Source organism: Flavobacterium ponti, assembly GCF_042652765.1.
Classification (GTDB): Bacteria; Bacteroidota; Bacteroidia; order Flavobacteriales; family Flavobacteriaceae; genus Flavobacterium; species Flavobacterium ponti.
This window is the reverse complement of the sequence record NZ_JBHSGW010000001.1, coordinates 283022-298399: the sequence shown is the minus strand read 5'-3', so window position 1 is coordinate 298399 and position 15378 is coordinate 283022. Positions and strand designations below refer to the sequence as shown.

At 30.1% G+C, this 15378-nt stretch carries 16 protein-coding genes; 11 read left to right on the top strand and 5 right to left on the bottom strand.

Annotation, left to right across the window (positions count from 1 at the left end):
- The first annotated feature begins 45 nt into the window (after nt 1-45).
- From ACFO3U_RS01285 to ACFO3U_RS01270, 4 genes are all read left to right on the top strand, one after another.
- Nucleotides 46-1542 (top strand): aminotransferase-like domain-containing protein, encoded by a 1497-nt coding sequence (locus ACFO3U_RS01285; RefSeq protein ID WP_379737662.1) that lies wholly within the window; start codon nt 46-48, stop codon nt 1540-1542.
- Between the two features lie 83 nt (nt 1543-1625).
- Nucleotides 1626-2183, top strand: coding sequence for a DUF2975 domain-containing protein (locus ACFO3U_RS01280; RefSeq protein WP_379737660.1), 558 nt, complete (start codon nt 1626-1628; stop codon nt 2181-2183).
- A 3-nt stretch (nt 2184-2186) separates the two neighbouring features.
- Nucleotides 2187-2690 (top strand): DUF2975 domain-containing protein, encoded by a 504-nt coding sequence (locus ACFO3U_RS01275; RefSeq protein WP_379737658.1) that lies wholly within the window; start codon nt 2187-2189, stop codon nt 2688-2690.
- 2 nt (nt 2691-2692) lie between these two features.
- Nucleotides 2693-2899 (top strand): helix-turn-helix domain-containing protein, encoded by a 207-nt coding sequence (locus tag ACFO3U_RS01270; protein ID WP_026717633.1) that lies wholly within the window; start codon nt 2693-2695, stop codon nt 2897-2899.
- Between the two features lie 68 nt (nt 2900-2967).
- Here the strand turns inward: ACFO3U_RS01270 and ACFO3U_RS01265 are convergent, their stop codons facing one another.
- From ACFO3U_RS01265 to ACFO3U_RS01245, 5 genes are all read right to left on the bottom strand, one after another.
- Nucleotides 2968-3249: a F0F1 ATP synthase subunit delta/epsilon gene (locus ACFO3U_RS01265; RefSeq protein WP_379737656.1), complete on the bottom strand. Its 282-nt coding sequence runs from the start codon at nt 3247-3249 to the stop codon at nt 2968-2970.
- 78 nt (nt 3250-3327) lie between these two features.
- The gene (gene atpD, locus ACFO3U_RS01260) at nt 3328-4839 is read right to left on the bottom strand and encodes a F0F1 ATP synthase subunit beta (protein WP_379737654.1); all 1512 of its coding nucleotides are present in this window, start codon (nt 4837-4839) and stop codon (nt 3328-3330) included.
- Between the two features lie 152 nt (nt 4840-4991).
- Entirely contained in the window at nt 4992-6839 is a 1848-nt protein-coding gene (gene glmS / locus ACFO3U_RS01255) for a glutamine--fructose-6-phosphate transaminase (isomerizing) (protein ID WP_379737652.1), read from the bottom strand.
- Between the two features lie 8 nt (nt 6840-6847).
- Nucleotides 6848-8506, bottom strand: coding sequence for a DUF4270 domain-containing protein (locus tag ACFO3U_RS01250; protein WP_379737650.1), 1659 nt, complete (start codon nt 8504-8506; stop codon nt 6848-6850).
- A 5-nt stretch (nt 8507-8511) separates the two neighbouring features.
- Nucleotides 8512-9321: a glycogen/starch synthase gene (locus tag ACFO3U_RS01245; RefSeq protein ID WP_379737648.1), complete on the bottom strand. Its 810-nt coding sequence runs from the start codon at nt 9319-9321 to the stop codon at nt 8512-8514.
- Nucleotides 9322-9422: 101 nt separating this feature from the next.
- Here ACFO3U_RS01245 and panC point away from each other — a divergent pair, with 101 nt between their 5' ends.
- From panC to ACFO3U_RS01210, 7 genes are all read left to right on the top strand, one after another.
- Nucleotides 9423-10271 carry a pantoate--beta-alanine ligase gene (gene panC, locus ACFO3U_RS01240; RefSeq protein WP_379737646.1) on the top strand — a complete coding sequence of 283 codons (849 nt, stop codon included), beginning with the start codon at nt 9423-9425 and terminating at the stop codon, nt 10269-10271.
- A 13-nt stretch (nt 10272-10284) separates the two neighbouring features.
- A complete protein-coding gene (panD, locus tag ACFO3U_RS01235) occupies nt 10285-10635 on the top strand; it encodes an aspartate 1-decarboxylase (RefSeq protein WP_379737645.1) in 351 nt (116 codons plus the stop codon).
- Nucleotides 10636-10637: 2 nt separating this feature from the next.
- Nucleotides 10638-11600, top strand: coding sequence for a lysylphosphatidylglycerol synthase transmembrane domain-containing protein (locus ACFO3U_RS01230; RefSeq protein ID WP_379737643.1), 963 nt, complete (start codon nt 10638-10640; stop codon nt 11598-11600).
- Between the two features lie 36 nt (nt 11601-11636).
- On the top strand, nt 11637-12788 hold the full coding sequence (locus tag ACFO3U_RS01225; RefSeq protein ID WP_379737641.1) for an alpha/beta hydrolase: 1152 nt from the start codon (nt 11637-11639) through the stop codon (nt 12786-12788).
- Nucleotides 12788-14149, top strand: coding sequence for a DNA repair protein RadA (gene radA / locus ACFO3U_RS01220; RefSeq protein WP_379737639.1), 1362 nt, complete (start codon nt 12788-12790; stop codon nt 14147-14149). The genes ACFO3U_RS01225 and radA overlap by 1 nt, the downstream gene beginning before the upstream one ends.
- A 102-nt stretch (nt 14150-14251) precedes the next feature.
- Entirely contained in the window at nt 14252-14833 is a 582-nt protein-coding gene (locus tag ACFO3U_RS01215; RefSeq protein WP_379737637.1) for a hypothetical protein, read from the top strand.
- A 4-nt stretch (nt 14834-14837) separates the two neighbouring features.
- The gene (locus ACFO3U_RS01210) at nt 14838-15368 is read left to right on the top strand and encodes a hypothetical protein (protein WP_379737635.1); all 531 of its coding nucleotides are present in this window, start codon (nt 14838-14840) and stop codon (nt 15366-15368) included.
- Nucleotides 15369-15378: the final 10 nt, after the last annotated feature.

Sequence of the window (15378 nt, the reverse complement as noted above, 5' to 3'; positions counted from 1 at the left end):
AATTCGTAACTTTCCGGACGAGTAATATAGTCCAGTTATCAAATCATGAATAGTCCGGTTAATGATCTTCTAAAACAGTTAATTCATTTTGAAAAAAAGAGCTCCACTGCAGTTTTTATTCAAATTTCTCATCAAATTATTGATGCGATTCAACGTGGTTATTTGACAAAAGGAACTTCTTTACCTGGAAGTAGAACCTTGAGCCAACTTTTAAATATTCATAGAAATACGGTTGTAGCAGTTTATGAAGAATTAGCTTCACAAGGTTGGGTTGAAATTATTCCTAATAAAGGAACGTTTATTTTAGTACCTGAACAGAAAACAGCAACTATTAAAGCGATTTCGTATCCCATAAATCAAGATAATGAATATGCTAAAAAAACAGGATTTGATTTCAAACCTTCGTTTCATTTAGCTACTGTTTCCGAAACACTTCAAACAAAATACACATTAAATGACGGACAACCCGATTTGCGATTGCATCCTGTTCATCAGTTTTCTAAATGGTATAGTGCTTCCATGAAACGAAAGACTGTGGTTTCTAAATGGAATGAAAATACTAACTCAAAACATTCTGTTTATGAGAATCAATTGTGTAATTACCTGAATGCTACTCGTGGTTTTCATATTGAGCCAAAAAATTTAATCAGTACAAGAAGTACAGAAATGAGTTTGTATATCGTATCACAACTCTTATTGCAACCAAACGATTTAGTTTTAGTTGGAAATCTGAGTAATTATGCTGCGAATATGATTTTTCAGCAAGTTGGTGCTACAATTCATACTATTCCAATTGATGAAAATGGTTTAGACATTGATTACATCAAAAAACATTATTTAAGAAAATCGATTCGTTGTGTCTATGTTTGTTCCAATAGACATTATCCAACTACTCATACATTAAGTGCTGAACGAAGATTGGAACTGTTGAAATTAGCTAAGGAATATGAATTTGCTATTATTGAAGATGATTATGATTATGATTTTCAGTTTGAAGGTTCAGCAATGTTACCCATGGCAAGTTCAGATGCAAATGGAAATGTGATTTATTTGGGAAAATTGGGGCAATCATTGTTTCCAAGTTTTCAAACTGGGTTTGTTGTGGCTCCTTATAATTTGATTGTTGAGGCCAAGAATTATTTAAAGATGTTAGATAGACAAGGTGATGTTGTACAGGAACAAATGTTGTCTGAATTGATTTATGAAGGAGAAATTCATCGATTAATTAAGAAAAACACCATTCAATATAAGCAGAGAAGAGATTTTTTGTGTGAAATGCTATCCAAATACTTTAAAAAAGGAGTTCAATGGACAAAACCTTCTGGTGGATTAGCCATTTGGCTGCAATTTGAACCTAAATTTTCCTTGGTAAAATTAGCTGAAGTAACTGAAAAAAATGATTTACAACTACCAAAAACAATACTTTATCAAAATAAAAATATTTGTGCCATTCGATTTGGATTTGGACATTTGAATGAAGAAGAACTTGAAATTGTGGTAAAAAAACTAAAATTAGCTTATGATTTAGTTACGAAAAAATAATATTTTTTATTCTTTTTTAATATTTTTTTATTGTTATTCGATAATTTTTATATATTTGCCTAAATAATTTTAATTAAATAAGTATGGAAATTAAAATCACAACTAATCAAATCTTGAAGGTATTAGAAATACTTTCGTGGATCATTTTCATTGGATTATGTGTGGAAGCTGGTGCAATTGTAATCAACACCTTTATTTCGCTTTTTATTAATCCTGCTGGTGTTGAAAATTTTTGGAAAGGAAAGGAATATTTATCCAGCCTTTACCAATACGATTATGGCTATTTTATGGTTGTAGCAATTATTATGTGCATTGTTGCTATTTTTAAAGCCATAATGTTTTATCTAATTATAAAAATGTTTGTTAGTAAAAAATTGGATTTCTACAAACCTTTTAGTTTGGAATTAAGACATTTCATTACTAGACTATCGTATCTTGCTTTTGGAATTGGATTATTTTCTATTTCTGGTGATAGATATTCCGAATTGCTTTCAAAACAAGGACTTCAAGCAGCTAACTTGCAATTGTTAAATCTTCAAGGAGCTGACGTCTGGTTATTTATGGCTGTTATACTTTTTATTATTTCACACATTGTAAAAAAAGGAATTGAGATTCAAACGGAAAATGAACTAACCATATAAATTATGAGAAAACTAAATATTTTAAAAGCGATTGTAGACTTTGTGTGGATCATGTCATTTATAACAATTCCAGCAATACTTTCATTTTTCGGTTATGTATTACTTAGTGATGAGCCACTTGGCATTCCAATTACTTTAAATGGTGTTGAAGTAGAAGTAATAGATTTTCAGACGAAGATTCTATTCCTTTTTATATTACTTGCTGCTCTACTAATTCTATACTGTCTTTTTTTATTCAGAAAAATTTTAAGAGCTTTTCAAAAGCGTAAAATATTTGATTTAGAAGTAATCAAAAATTTAAATACAATTGGAATCTTATTATTAATTTCTGCTCTTTTTACTGGAATTCCAGCATTTCTAGTTAAACTATTAAGAAAAGAAGTAAGTTTTGAAATGGGATTGAATTCTTATGTAATGCTTTTTTGTTTAGGACTATTTTTTATGGTTTTAAGTGAAGTTTTTACCATTGCAAAAACACAAAAAGAAGAAAACGAATTAACCATATAACTATGCCAATAATTGTAAACTTAGATGTAATGCTAGCCAAACGTAAGATGAAAAGTAATGAATTGGCAGAGAAAGTTGGAATTACTGTTGCTAATTTGTCTATCTTAAAAACAGGTAAAGCAAAAGCAATTCGATTTTCTACTCTTGAGGCTATTTGTGAAGAATTAGAATGCCAACCCGCTGATATATTGGAATATGTAAAAGAATAAATAACATTAAATATAAATAAAAAAGCCAAACAATAACGTTTGGCTTTTTTTATAATAAGTTTGTTGTATTAGTCAGCTAAAACAATAACTTTATTTTCATTCATTTCGATTGTTCCAGAATTGATTGGTAACCAAAATGTTTGCTCATTAACTTTATTGAATTTAGAAATAAACTCTTTTTCAATAGTGATTTTTGGAGCATTAATTTTAACATTACCTTTTGTTAATAAAGAAACAATTGGTGCGTGATTATTCAATATTTGAAACTCACCATTAACTCCTGGTAAAGCTACTGAAGTAACTTCTCCTTTAAATAATGTAGCTTCTGGTGATACTATTTCTAAAATCATATTTATTTAGTTAATAGTTGATGGTTGATGGTTGATGGTTGTATTTCTAACAACTAACAACTAACAACTAACAACAAATTATGCTTCTGATAACATTCTTTCTCCAGCTTCGATAGCTTCTTCGATAGTACCTTTAAGGTTGAAAGCAGATTCTGGTAAGTGATCTAATTCACCGTCCATAATCATGTTAAATCCTTTAATAGTTTCTTTGATATCTACTAAAACTCCAGGAATACCTGTAAATTGCTCAGCTACGTGGAATGGTTGAGATAAGAAACGTTGTACACGTCTTGCTCTACCTACTACTAATTTATCTTCTTCAGATAATTCTTCCATACCAAGAATTGCAATAATATCTTGTAATTCTTTGTAACGCTGTAATATTTCTTTTACTCTTTGAGCACAAGCATAATGATCTTTTCCTAAGATTTCTGGAGTTAAAATTCTTGAAGTAGAATCTAATGGGTCAACCGCAGGATAAATACCTAACTCTGCAATTTTACGAGATAATACCGTTGTAGCATCTAAGTGAGCAAACGTTGTTGCTGGTGCTGGATCCGTTAAGTCATCCGCAGGAACGTAAACCGCTTGTACAGAAGTAATAGAACCTGTTTTTGTTGATGTAATACGCTCTTGCATCACACCCATTTCTGTTGCTAAAGTTGGTTGGTAACCTACCGCAGATGGCATACGACCTAAAAGAGCCGAAACCTCTGAACCTGCTTGTGTAAAACGGAAGATGTTATCAACGAAGAAAAGTACGTCTTTTCCTTGTCCATCTCCTGCTCCATCACGGAAATATTCAGCAATAGTTAATCCTGATAATGCCACACGAGCACGAGCTCCAGGTGGTTCGTTCATTTGTCCGAAAACGAAAGTAGCTTTCGAATCTTTCATGATATTTTTATCTACTTTAGATAAATCCCATCCACCATCTTCCATTGAGTGCATGAAATCATCACCGTATTTGATAATTCCTGATTCTAACATCTCTCTTAAAAGGTCATTTCCTTCACGAGTTCTTTCACCAACTCCAGCAAATACTGAAAGTCCACCATGTCCTTTTGCGATGTTGTTAATTAATTCTTGGATAAGTACTGTTTTACCAACACCTGCTCCACCGAATAATCCAATTTTACCTCCTTTTGCATAAGGCTCAATAAGGTCAATTACTTTAATTCCTGTAAATAATACTTCAGTAGCTGTTGATAAATCTTCGAATTTAGGTGCATTTCTGTGAATTGGCAAACCACTAGCTCCAGCTTTTGGCAAATCTCCTAATCCGTCAATTGCATCACCAATTACGTTAAATAAACGTCCAAAAACTTCTCCACCAATTGGCATTTGAATTGGAGCACCAGTAGCAACTACTTCAACACCTCTTGCTAAACCATCTGTTGAATCCATTGAGATAGTACGAACTGTATTTTCTCCAATATGAGATTGTACTTCTAGTACTAATAATGTACCATCTTTTTTAGTGATTTCTAATGAATCGTAAATTTTTGGAAGTTCGATACCTTCTGTGCTGAAAACTACGTCAACAACTGGTCCGATAATTTTTGAAACTTTTCCTGTAACTTTAGACATTACTTATGTATTTATTTAATAGCTATTTACTGTTGAAAAAAAGATGCTTTTTTCCGTGTGCAAAGATAGTTTTTTTCAAAACACTTTTGCAATTTATTTTTTGAATTTTTTGCAATAAAAAAGCGAAATCTTTCAATTTCGCTTTAAATATACTATTCTACGGTTACTGATTTTGCTAAATTCCTAGGTTGATCGACATTACATTCGCGTAAAACCGCGATATGATAGGACAATAACTGCAAAGGAATTGTAGTTAACAATGGTGTTAATGCTTCAGTAGCTTCAGGGATTTCAATAACATGGTCAGCTAATGCTTTTACTTGTGTATCTCCTTTAGTAACAACAGCAATAATTTTACCACTACGTGATTTAATCTCTTGAATGTTACTTACCACTTTATCATAATGTCCTTTATTGGGTGCAATTACAATTACTGGCATTGATTCATCAATTAATGCAATTGGCCCGTGCTTCATTTCTGCTGCTGGATAACCTTCTGCATGAATATAAGAAATTTCTTTTAATTTTAATGCTCCTTCTAAAGCTACTGGAAAATTATAACCTCTTCCTAAATATAAACAATTAGGTGAATCTTTATAAATTGCTGCAATTTGCTTTGCCACTTCATTCGTTTGAAGCGCTTCTTCAACTTTTTCTGGAATTAATTCTAATTCTAATAAATATCTTTGGTAGTCAGAATTATTCATAGTTCCTTTTGCCTTAGCTAAACGTAATGCTAACATTGTAAGAACTGTAATTTGAGTTGTAAATGCTTTTGTAGATGCGACACCAATTTCTGGACCTGCATGAGTATAAGCTCCTGCATGAGATTCACGAGAAATTGATGAACCTACAACATTACAAACTCCAAATACAAAAGCTCCGTTTTCTTTAGCTAATTTAATAGCTGCTAAAGTATCAGCCGTTTCTCCTGATTGAGAAATTGCGATTATAACATCGTCTTTGTTTATAATTGGATTTCTATATCTAAATTCTGAGGCATATTCTACTTCAACAGGAATTCTAGCAAATTCTTCGATAATGTATTCAGCTACTAATCCTGCATGCCAAGATGTTCCACAAGCTATAATTAATATTCTTTTAGCATTCGTAAATTTTTCAAGGTTATCTTCAACACCAGCCATACGAATAATTCCCTTATTAGCTAAAAGTCTTCCTCTGTAGGTATCTTTAATAACACTTGGTTGTTCATAGATTTCTTTCATCATAAAATGATCGTAACCTCCTTTTTCAATTTGCTCCAAATTCATCTGAAGCTCTTGAATATATGGGTCAACTAATGAATCATCTTTGATTTTTCGAACTTTAATTGGTTTATGCAAACGCACAATTGCCATTTCTTCATCTTCTAAATAAATAGCATTTGATGTATATTCTATAAATGGAGAAGCATCCGAAGCAATGAAATATTCGTCTTCACCAATACCTAGTGCTAATGGACTACCTAAACGAGCTACTACAATTTCGTCTGGCTTCCCTTGATCAATTACTGCAATAGCATACGCTCCTACAACTTGATTTAAAGCAATTTGAACCGCTTTACCTAATTTACATTTTTCTTTTTTCTTAACTTCTTCAATTAAATTGATTAACACCTCTGTATCTGTATCTGATTTGAAAGTGTAACCTCTTTTAATCAATTCTTTTTTAAGTGGTTCATAATTTTCAATGATCCCATTATGAATAATTACTAATTTACCAGAATTTGAAAAATGAGGATGAGAATTCACATCATTTGGAACTCCATGAGTTGCCCAACGAGTATGTCCCATTCCAACTAAGCCTTTAGTGGTTCCTTCCTGTTCAGCTTTTAATTCTAAATCTGAAACTTTCCCTTTGGTTTTTGATAATTTTAAATCTGTTCCGTCAAACAAAACTAGACCAGCACTATCATAACCTCTATATTCTAATCGCTTTAATCCTTTTATTATAATTGGATAAGCTTCTCTATGCCCAATGTAACCTACGATTCCACACATATAATTAATTAATTAGGTTCCGTGTAATAAATTTCTAGTTTTAATTTTTTATCAGGGTCTGTACTTTGTGTACCATATAAAACTGTTCCCAAAGGGTTCATTACTGAAGCAACAGGTACATATTTTATTTCATCAGAACCAATAGTAAATGGTGTTTTTAAAAATGCATTTGTAACAATTCCAATACTTTCAGTTACAACCAACCCTAATCGAGCATTTCCATTATTATTAGGATTTGTACCATTTAAAACATTATTTATATAGTCAGTAATTCTAATTTTGTACTTTGTGCCTCTTCCATCACTGTCTTTTTGAATAATACCTCCATGAATATATTTATTAAATTTAGGACTTGAACCAACAGAAATATCTGCATAATAATCCAATAAAGGTTTATTATTGGTTGCGTCAAATAAATAGACTCTTTGTGGTTCATAATCAGCACTTAACATTGTTGTTTGGTCTATATAAAACACCAAATTTGCTTCATTAATTAACCATTTCTTTGCTTTTAATGTTGCTAATTCTGCATCGTTAAAAACATCAATATAAGCAACTGAACCATTTACACCTCCTTTTAAATGTAATTTCCCATCATTATTATTTCCCAATAATGCTTCAGAATATGAAGATGTAATATTTGAAAATTCTAATAAATTAACAGAATTACTCTTTTTAGTACCAGTTTCAGAATAGCCCATTTGAAACTTTAAAGAACTTTTTAAAGCTAATTCAGGATTAGTTACACCATCTTCAAAATAATAATGATATTGAACTACTAACTCCGCTTTAGAAAAATCTAACTTAACAAGAGATCCTTGATTTGTAACATTTTCTTCAACTTCAAAATACAAACCTTTAAAATATTGTTTAAAAGTATTGTTATTGTATAGTTTTCCTAGAGCAACAGCATCTAATATTCTTGATTTAAAAACTGATTGATTCAAATTTAACCAAATACCTGGTAACTTTCTTTCTTTAATAACGTATTTATCTGGATCATTAGTTAACTGATCTTCACTATCATAATATTGACCATTGCCATTAGTTTTGTATATAAGTATTTCTTTATTGTCAAAAAAGAATTCAGTATTCTCATTTACATCACCATTATTTAAAACTTGTGCTCCTTTATAATTATCTATTGTTGGTTTAAAGTCAGAATAATATTTTTGTGTAGTTTGGTTATTCGTTGAAGGGTCAAAATCTCTTAAGTAATAACCGTTCTCATAAACTTTTAAATTAAATTTAGCCTCATTATCACCATATAAAGAATCTATTCTATAAACCCTATCACCTTCATTACTAGTGCTTTCTAAAGTACTATAAAAAGGAATATAAACATAAACTGAATCCTTGACTGGATCTATGTAATGATTATAACCAAGACTAGGGTCAGGATTTACCATTTCAATTTGAGAAACAAAATGAGCTTTAGTGGTACCAAAAACAGAATTACTGTAAATTCCCAGCGAATTTATAGGCAAATTATTTGTTTGAACAGCTCCAGTTGGCTTAATATAAGAATTAAGATTTTCAGCATTGTATTTTTCAAAATTAAAATGCTCATCACCTACAATATCTGAGCCTAATGTGTTAAAATCCTTATCACACGAAATAAAAGTAAAAGCAAATAAAAGTAAAAGTGCTTTAGTGAATGTATTCATAAATTTTATTTTAAAACCTTGTTTTTTAAGAAATCTGTGTAAACCTCATTGAAGCTTTCTTTTGGGGTGAAAGGTAAAAAAGGTTTTTTTGAACTTTCTATAAATTTTGTTAAACTTGAAGACAAATCACTAGACGCAACAACAATACCATCTGAATGCTGTATTGATGCCATCAATAGGTTTTCATAATTAGGTTTTTTTAAGTCTGAAATACTCTTTTCAGGAATTTCATCAAAAATCATCTTGTTAATCAAATTAACATCTAATTCTCCATCAAAAGATTGATTATATACTGAAGTTATAATTTTTGTCTCATTAAAAATTCCTTCGTTTTTATAATAATGCTTCAAGTAAATTGGCAATAAAGAAGCCATCCAACCGTGAACATGAATTACATCTGGAACCCAATTTAATTTCTTAACAGTTTCCACAACTCCTTTTGCAAAAAAGATTGCTCGTTCATCATTATCTGGATATAGAACACCTTCTTCATCAGAAAATGTAGCTTTTCGTTTAAAATATTCATCATTATCAATAAAGTAAACCTGAATTCTTTCTTTAGGAATTGAGGCAACTTTTATAATCAGAGGCATATCTACATCATTTACCACCAAATTCATTCCTGATAGACGTATAACTTCGTGTAATTGATGTCTTCGTTCGTTAATATTACCATATCTAGGCATGAAAATTCTAATTTGCCCTCCTAAATCATTAATCATTTTTGGTAATTCATAAGATTGTATTGACACCTCGTTTTCGGCTAAGTAAGGAACTACTTCAGATGACACATACAAAATCCTTTTATCCTCCATAAAATTGTTTATTTTCAAATTGTAAAACATGCAAAATTACAAAATTTTATGTATTTATCTACTAAAATAGTAAGTTTGCAGTCAATTTATTATTACTATTGATGCAAATTTTTAAAGAAAAAGCACTTTTAACTGCTTATTTAAAAACAATTTGGGACAAAAATTGTGCCATAGGTTTTATCCCAACAATGGGTGCTCTTCATCAAGGTCATCTATCATTGATAAAGAAATCTATTCTAAACAACGATTATAATGTAGTTAGTATTTTTGTTAATCCAACGCAATTTAACAATAGTCAGGATTTAGAAAAATACCCTAGAACATTAGAAAGAGATATTGAAAAAATAAAAACAGTTTGTCCAGGTTGTATTGTTTTTGCTCCTTCTGTAGATGATATTTACGAAGGCAAAACCAATTCAATATCATTCAATTATGATGGAATTGAAAATGAAATGGAAGGAAAACATCGTCCAGGACATTTTGATGGAGTTGGTACTATAGTAAAAAAATTATTTGAAATCGTTCAACCTACAAATGCTTATTTTGGAGAAAAAGATTTTCAGCAATTACAAATTGTTAAAAAACTAGTTTCAAAAAATAATTTAAAGGTAAATATCGTTGGGTGTCCTATTTTTAGAGAAGAAAATGGTTTAGCTATGAGTTCAAGAAATGAAAGACTTTCAAAAACAGACAGAGAAGAGGCTTCAATAATTTATAAAACATTAGTAACTGCCAAAGAAAAGTTTGGCACAAAAAGTGCTAAAGAAGTAACTAAATGGATAGAAAACTCATTTAAAAAAAATAAAAATATAACCTTGGAATATTTTGAAATCGCTGAAGAAACTACTTTAAAAACATGTAATAGAAAATCTAAAAACAAAAAATATAGAGCTTTCATTGCGGTTTTTATAGATAATATCAGATTAATAGATAATATTTCACTTAATTAATTATTTTTGCACCATGCAAATTCACGTAGTAAAATCTAAGATTCACAGAGTAACTGTAACTGGAGCCGATTTAAATTATATTGGAAGTATAACCATTGATGAAGATTTAATGGAAGCAGCTAATTTAATTGAAGGTGAAAAAGTTCAAATTGTAAACATCAATAATGGTGAGCGTTTTGAAACTTACACCATCAAAGGAAATCGTAAATCAGGAGAGATTACTTTAAATGGCCCAGCGGCAAGAAGGGTTCAAAAAGGTGATGTCATCATCATCATTGCATATGGAATTTTAGGTATTGAAGAAGCTAAAGTTTTTAAACCCGCACTTGTTTTCCCAAATGAGGAAAACAACTTACTAACCTAATTTTGGCCTCTCCATTTAAAAAAATTGCTAGTTTAACAATTCCTCTACTCATAGGAATTGGGCTAATTTATTACCAATATACAAGTTTAACACCAGAGCAATTAGAAAACATAAAGCTGTATTTTAAAAATGCAGACTACAGTTATGTTTTTTTATCGCTTTGTATAGCAATTGTTGGTTATTGGGCAAGAGCTTATAGATGGAAATATAGTTTAAATCACCTAGGTTACAATACAAAGGTCTACAATAACTTTTTTGCTGTTGGTGTGGCTTATCTAGTTAATTTAACAATTCCACGTTCAGGAGAAGTTACAAGAGCCGTTTTATTAAAAAAATACGAAAAAGTCCCTTTTGCTAAAGGATTTGGAACAATCGTAGCAGAAAGAGTTGTTGATTTAATCATATTTCTACTTTTTGTTTTCATTGCATTTGTTTTTCAATTTGATACAATTAGTGATTTTATTTTTAGAAACATTTCTCCTTCAAAATTAATTTTTATTGGTATAATCGCTTTTGTAATGGGTATTGTTTTTCTATTCATTTGGTTTCGTTCAAATTGGAAAATTGTCAATACTTTAAAAGAAAAATTTGCTGGGTTAATTGAAGGAATGACAAGTATTTTAATAATGAAAAACCGTTGGAAATACCTGTTTTTTTCATTTTTTATTTGGTTCTCTTATTTAATGATGTTTTATGTTTGTATTTTCGCTATCCAAGAAACTTCGGATATATCTTTCAGCATTGTTATAATGGGATTCATTTTTGGAAGTGTTGCTATTGGATTTACAAATGGTGGCATTGGAGCTTTTCCAATTTCAATTCAAACTGTTTTATTGCTTTATGGCATTAACAAAGGTGCTGGAGCTGCATTAGGATGGATTATTTGGACTTCTCAAACTCTACTTACCATTATATTGGGTCTTATCTCATATTTATTATTGCATTTTTTCAATAAGGACAAATAATTGGTTAAATTGCCATTCTTTTATAAGAAACATACTATGACAAAAAAATACTTTTTATTACTTTTTTTATTCTCTTTAAGTTCAATAGCTCAAAAGAAAACTGAAACATTAGATTCAAACAAATTAGGAAAATCAAGACAAATTTCCATTATTCTTCCTCCTTCATATGAGTTTGAATCTGACAAAAAATATCCTGTAATTTATCTTTTAGATGGTGAATATTTATTAGATCCTTTCAATGGTTCATTACAATATGGTTATTATTTTGATGATTTACCCGAAGTTATCTTAGTCGGAATTCATCAAGGCAAAAACAACGACAGAATGATTGATTCAAAAGGAGACGAAGATGGTTTACCAACTGAAAAAAGTGGTGCCTTTTATGAATTTATTGCTTCTGAAGTTATTCCTTATATCAACGACAACTATAGAACTGTTTCTTTTAAAGCAATTGCTGGTCATGATGTTACTGCTGGATTTTTAAACTTTTTCCTTTATAAAGACAATCCAATATTTGATGCTTATATTTCATTTTGTCCTGATTTAGCTTATGACATGGAAAACAGAATTGAAGATCGAATGAAAATGATGCCTAAACCAATCAGTTATTTTCAAGTTTCTTCTCCAACTGATGAAAAATCAATTTATGAAAAAGTGAAGTTACTAGATGAAAACCTTAAAACTGTTTTAAATAAAAATGTTTCTTATAAATATTTACAATTAGATGGTTTTTCTCACTATTCAATGGTTCCTGTTGCTGTTCCACAAGCTTTATATCATGTTTTTAAAGGATATCAGCCTATCAACAAACAAGAATACAAAGAGCTGCAAGACTCTTCAACAGGTGGGTTCTTAGATTTTCTTACTGAAAAATATAAAAAAATCAATGCACTTTATGGTGTTGATATGAAAATAAGATTAATTGATTTTATGGCTATTCAAAATCTTATTATGAAGAATGGAACAACTGACGAATTAAGAAATTTAGAAAAATTAGCAAGCAAAGAATACCCTAAAACAATGTTACCCTTTTTTATTGAAGCCTCATATCATGAAAAAGAAGGTGATTTTGACAAAGCAATAAAAGCTGTTGAAAAAGGATATGTTTCCAAAGATATTGGCATGTTTACCAAAGGATTTATGCTTGAAAAACTAGAAGATTTAAAAAGAAAAAGAGCAGGTCAATAATGAGTAAAGTAAAAACATCTTTTTTTTGTCAAAATTGTGGCACTCCTTTCTCTAAATGGCAAGGACAATGTCACAATTGTAAACAATGGAATACGATTGTAGAAGAAATCATTCAAAAAGAAGAAAAAAAAACTTGGAAAAGCGATTCTGGTTCAACTTCAAAAGCATCAAAACCTTTATTAATTAAAGAAATTGATTCGGCTCAAGAAATTCGATTAAATACAACAGACAACGAATTAAACAGAGTTCTTGGTGGTGGAATTGTTCCTGGTTCTTTGATCTTATTAGGTGGTGAACCTGGAATAGGAAAAAGTACGCTTTTACTTCAAATATCACTAAAGTTACCTTATAAAACGCTTTATGTTTCTGGTGAAGAAAGCCAAAAACAAATTAAAATGCGTGCCGAAAGAATTACACCAAATAGCGACAACTGCTATATTCTTACGGAAACTAAAACCCAAAACATTTTCAGACAAATTCAAGATATTGAACCTGAAATTGTGATTATAGATTCAATACAGACTTTATATACAGATTATATCGAATCTTCTGCTGGAAGTATTTCTCAAATTCGTGAATGTACCGCTGAGTTGATTAAATATGCCAAAGAATCGAATGTACCTGTTATTTTAATTGGACACATCACAAAAGATGGAACCATTGCTGGACCAAAAATATTAGAACATATGGTTGATACTGTACTTCAATTTGAAGGTGACAGAAATCATGTGTATAGAATTCTTCGTTCTTTAAAAAATCGTTTTGGTTCTACAGCCGAATTAGGAATTTATGAAATGCTAGGAAGTGGTTTACGCGAAGTGGATAACCCATCAGAAATATTAATTTCACACAAAGACGAACAACTTTCTGGAACTGCTATTGCTTGTACTTTAGAAGGAATGCGACCACTAATGATTGAAATTCAATCGTTGGTAAGTTCAGCAGTTTATGGAACACCTCAACGAAGCACAACTGGTTATAATGCCAAACGTTTAAACATGATTTTGGCTGTTTTAGAAAAGCGTGCTGGTTTCCGTTTAGGCACAAAAGATGTCTTTTTAAATATAACTGGTGGAATTAATGTAGATGACACAGCTATTGATTTAGCTGTTGTAGCTGCTATTTTATCTTCCAACGAAGACATTGCCATTGAAGAAGGATTTTGTTTTGCAGGTGAAGTGGGTTTATCTGGAGAAATTCGTCCAGTAAATAGAATTGACCAACGCATTCAAGAAGCTGAAAAATTAGGTTTCACAACCATTTTAGTTTCCAAACACAATAAAATTGCCTTAAAAAACACTAAAATCAAAGTGGTTTTAGTAGCCAAAATTGAAGATGTAGTTGGGGTTTTGTTTGGGTAAATTTTGCCAAAAAAACTTCAAAAATTAGACATAAAGAAAAAAATTTAATTGGCTTTCCAACCTTTTCATATAAATAGTGCTCTATACTAGAAAGAGCCTTTTATGAAACCAATTACTTTTTCATTTTTACTATTTTTTTCTTTAGGTTACTCTCGAATTCATCAACCCAAAGGTGAAAAAGATGCTTTTTATGTTTACAATAAGAAAAAAGATACTTTATTTTTTCCAAAAATAGATAGAGAAGGTTTTGGTTCTCTTTTTTTTAACGTTGAAGATTCAATTCAAATTGACAATAAAGAGAATAAAGAAATCATCCTAACTATTAATTTAGATTATGTGGTTAGTAATCATGGTGGTACTTTTGATATTTTAAAAAGAAAAAAATATCTTAAATATGAAATTTGGAATCTAGATACCAAAAAAAAAGTATTTGAATTCTATAAAACTTATGAGCACAATTACAATGAATTTGATGCATATAAAAAACCTGAAAAATCAAGAGGTTCACAAAACTTCTCTTGTGATTTTAAATTTCAGGGAGCAGAAATTATAATTTCAAATGCTAAATATTCAAGTGAAGGAGATTTGGTAAACAACTATTCTTTAAACGAAATAATAACTTCAGAAGGTTGCTATAAATACATTGACAATAAATACCAGAGATTGCCTAACTTTAAATTTTAAATTCATGCAAAAAATACTCAATGCAATGCTGTTTCTTATTGCGTTTATATCTCATTCGCAAAATCAAAGTGAAGAGAAATTCTTATTTGAACATAAACTGACAAAAGAAACTCAAAAGGATTCTTTAAAAAAACATTTTGAAATTATTAAAGAAATTTCGACAACTTCAAATATTGATTCCATTTCTGTGGATTCAAAATGGGAACTTTTGTATTTGCATGAAACGGGTTGGGTCGAAAGGCTACCAAATCTTTCAACAAACATTAATGAATTATATATTGGTAAAAAAAACAATAGTGTTTCATATGATGAGTTACTTTATATTTTTAAAATTTCAAATCAAAAAGAACTCGTTTTAGACCAATTTCCTTCTCAACTTGAAGTTGAACCTAGAGGTGCTTCAATGAATGGAAAATGGGCCATAATATTTTTAAAAAACAATTACATAACCCTACAATTTATTCATAGTTATCCAAATGGAAATCAAACCAGTTGGTTTAGAAAAACGAATTACTATCTAAAGAAAATAAATTAAATCAATACAA

Excerpts from the sequence above, each read along its gene's own strand:
- ACFO3U_RS01285 (WP_379737662.1), top strand. The coding sequence starts at position 46 with ATGAATAGTCCGGTTAATGATCTTCTAAAACAGTTAATTCATTTTGAA.
- ACFO3U_RS01280 (WP_379737660.1), top strand. The coding sequence starts at position 1,626 with ATGGAAATTAAAATCACAACTAATCAAATCTTGAAGGTATTAGAAATA.
- ACFO3U_RS01275 (WP_379737658.1), top strand. The coding sequence starts at position 2,187 with ATGAGAAAACTAAATATTTTAAAAGCGATTGTAGACTTTGTGTGGATC.
- ACFO3U_RS01270 (WP_026717633.1), top strand. The coding sequence starts at position 2,693 with ATGCCAATAATTGTAAACTTAGATGTAATGCTAGCCAAACGTAAGATG.
- ACFO3U_RS01265 (WP_379737656.1), bottom strand. The coding sequence starts at position 3,249 with ATGATTTTAGAAATAGTATCACCAGAAGCTACATTATTTAAAGGAGAA.
- atpD (WP_379737654.1), bottom strand. The coding sequence starts at position 4,839 with ATGTCTAAAGTTACAGGAAAAGTTTCAAAAATTATCGGACCAGTTGTT.
- glmS (WP_379737652.1), bottom strand. The coding sequence starts at position 6,839 with ATGTGTGGAATCGTAGGTTACATTGGGCATAGAGAAGCTTATCCAATT.
- ACFO3U_RS01250 (WP_379737650.1), bottom strand. The coding sequence starts at position 8,506 with ATGAATACATTCACTAAAGCACTTTTACTTTTATTTGCTTTTACTTTT.
- ACFO3U_RS01245 (WP_379737648.1), bottom strand. The coding sequence starts at position 9,321 with ATGGAGGATAAAAGGATTTTGTATGTGTCATCTGAAGTAGTTCCTTAC.
- panC (WP_379737646.1), top strand. The coding sequence starts at position 9,423 with ATGCAAATTTTTAAAGAAAAAGCACTTTTAACTGCTTATTTAAAAACA.
- panD (WP_379737645.1), top strand. The coding sequence starts at position 10,285 with ATGCAAATTCACGTAGTAAAATCTAAGATTCACAGAGTAACTGTAACT.
- ACFO3U_RS01225 (WP_379737641.1), top strand. The coding sequence starts at position 11,637 with ATGACAAAAAAATACTTTTTATTACTTTTTTTATTCTCTTTAAGTTCA.
- radA (WP_379737639.1), top strand. The coding sequence starts at position 12,788 with ATGAGTAAAGTAAAAACATCTTTTTTTTGTCAAAATTGTGGCACTCCT.
- ACFO3U_RS01215 (WP_379737637.1), top strand. The coding sequence starts at position 14,252 with ATGAAACCAATTACTTTTTCATTTTTACTATTTTTTTCTTTAGGTTAC.
- ACFO3U_RS01210 (WP_379737635.1), top strand. The coding sequence starts at position 14,838 with ATGCAAAAAATACTCAATGCAATGCTGTTTCTTATTGCGTTTATATCT.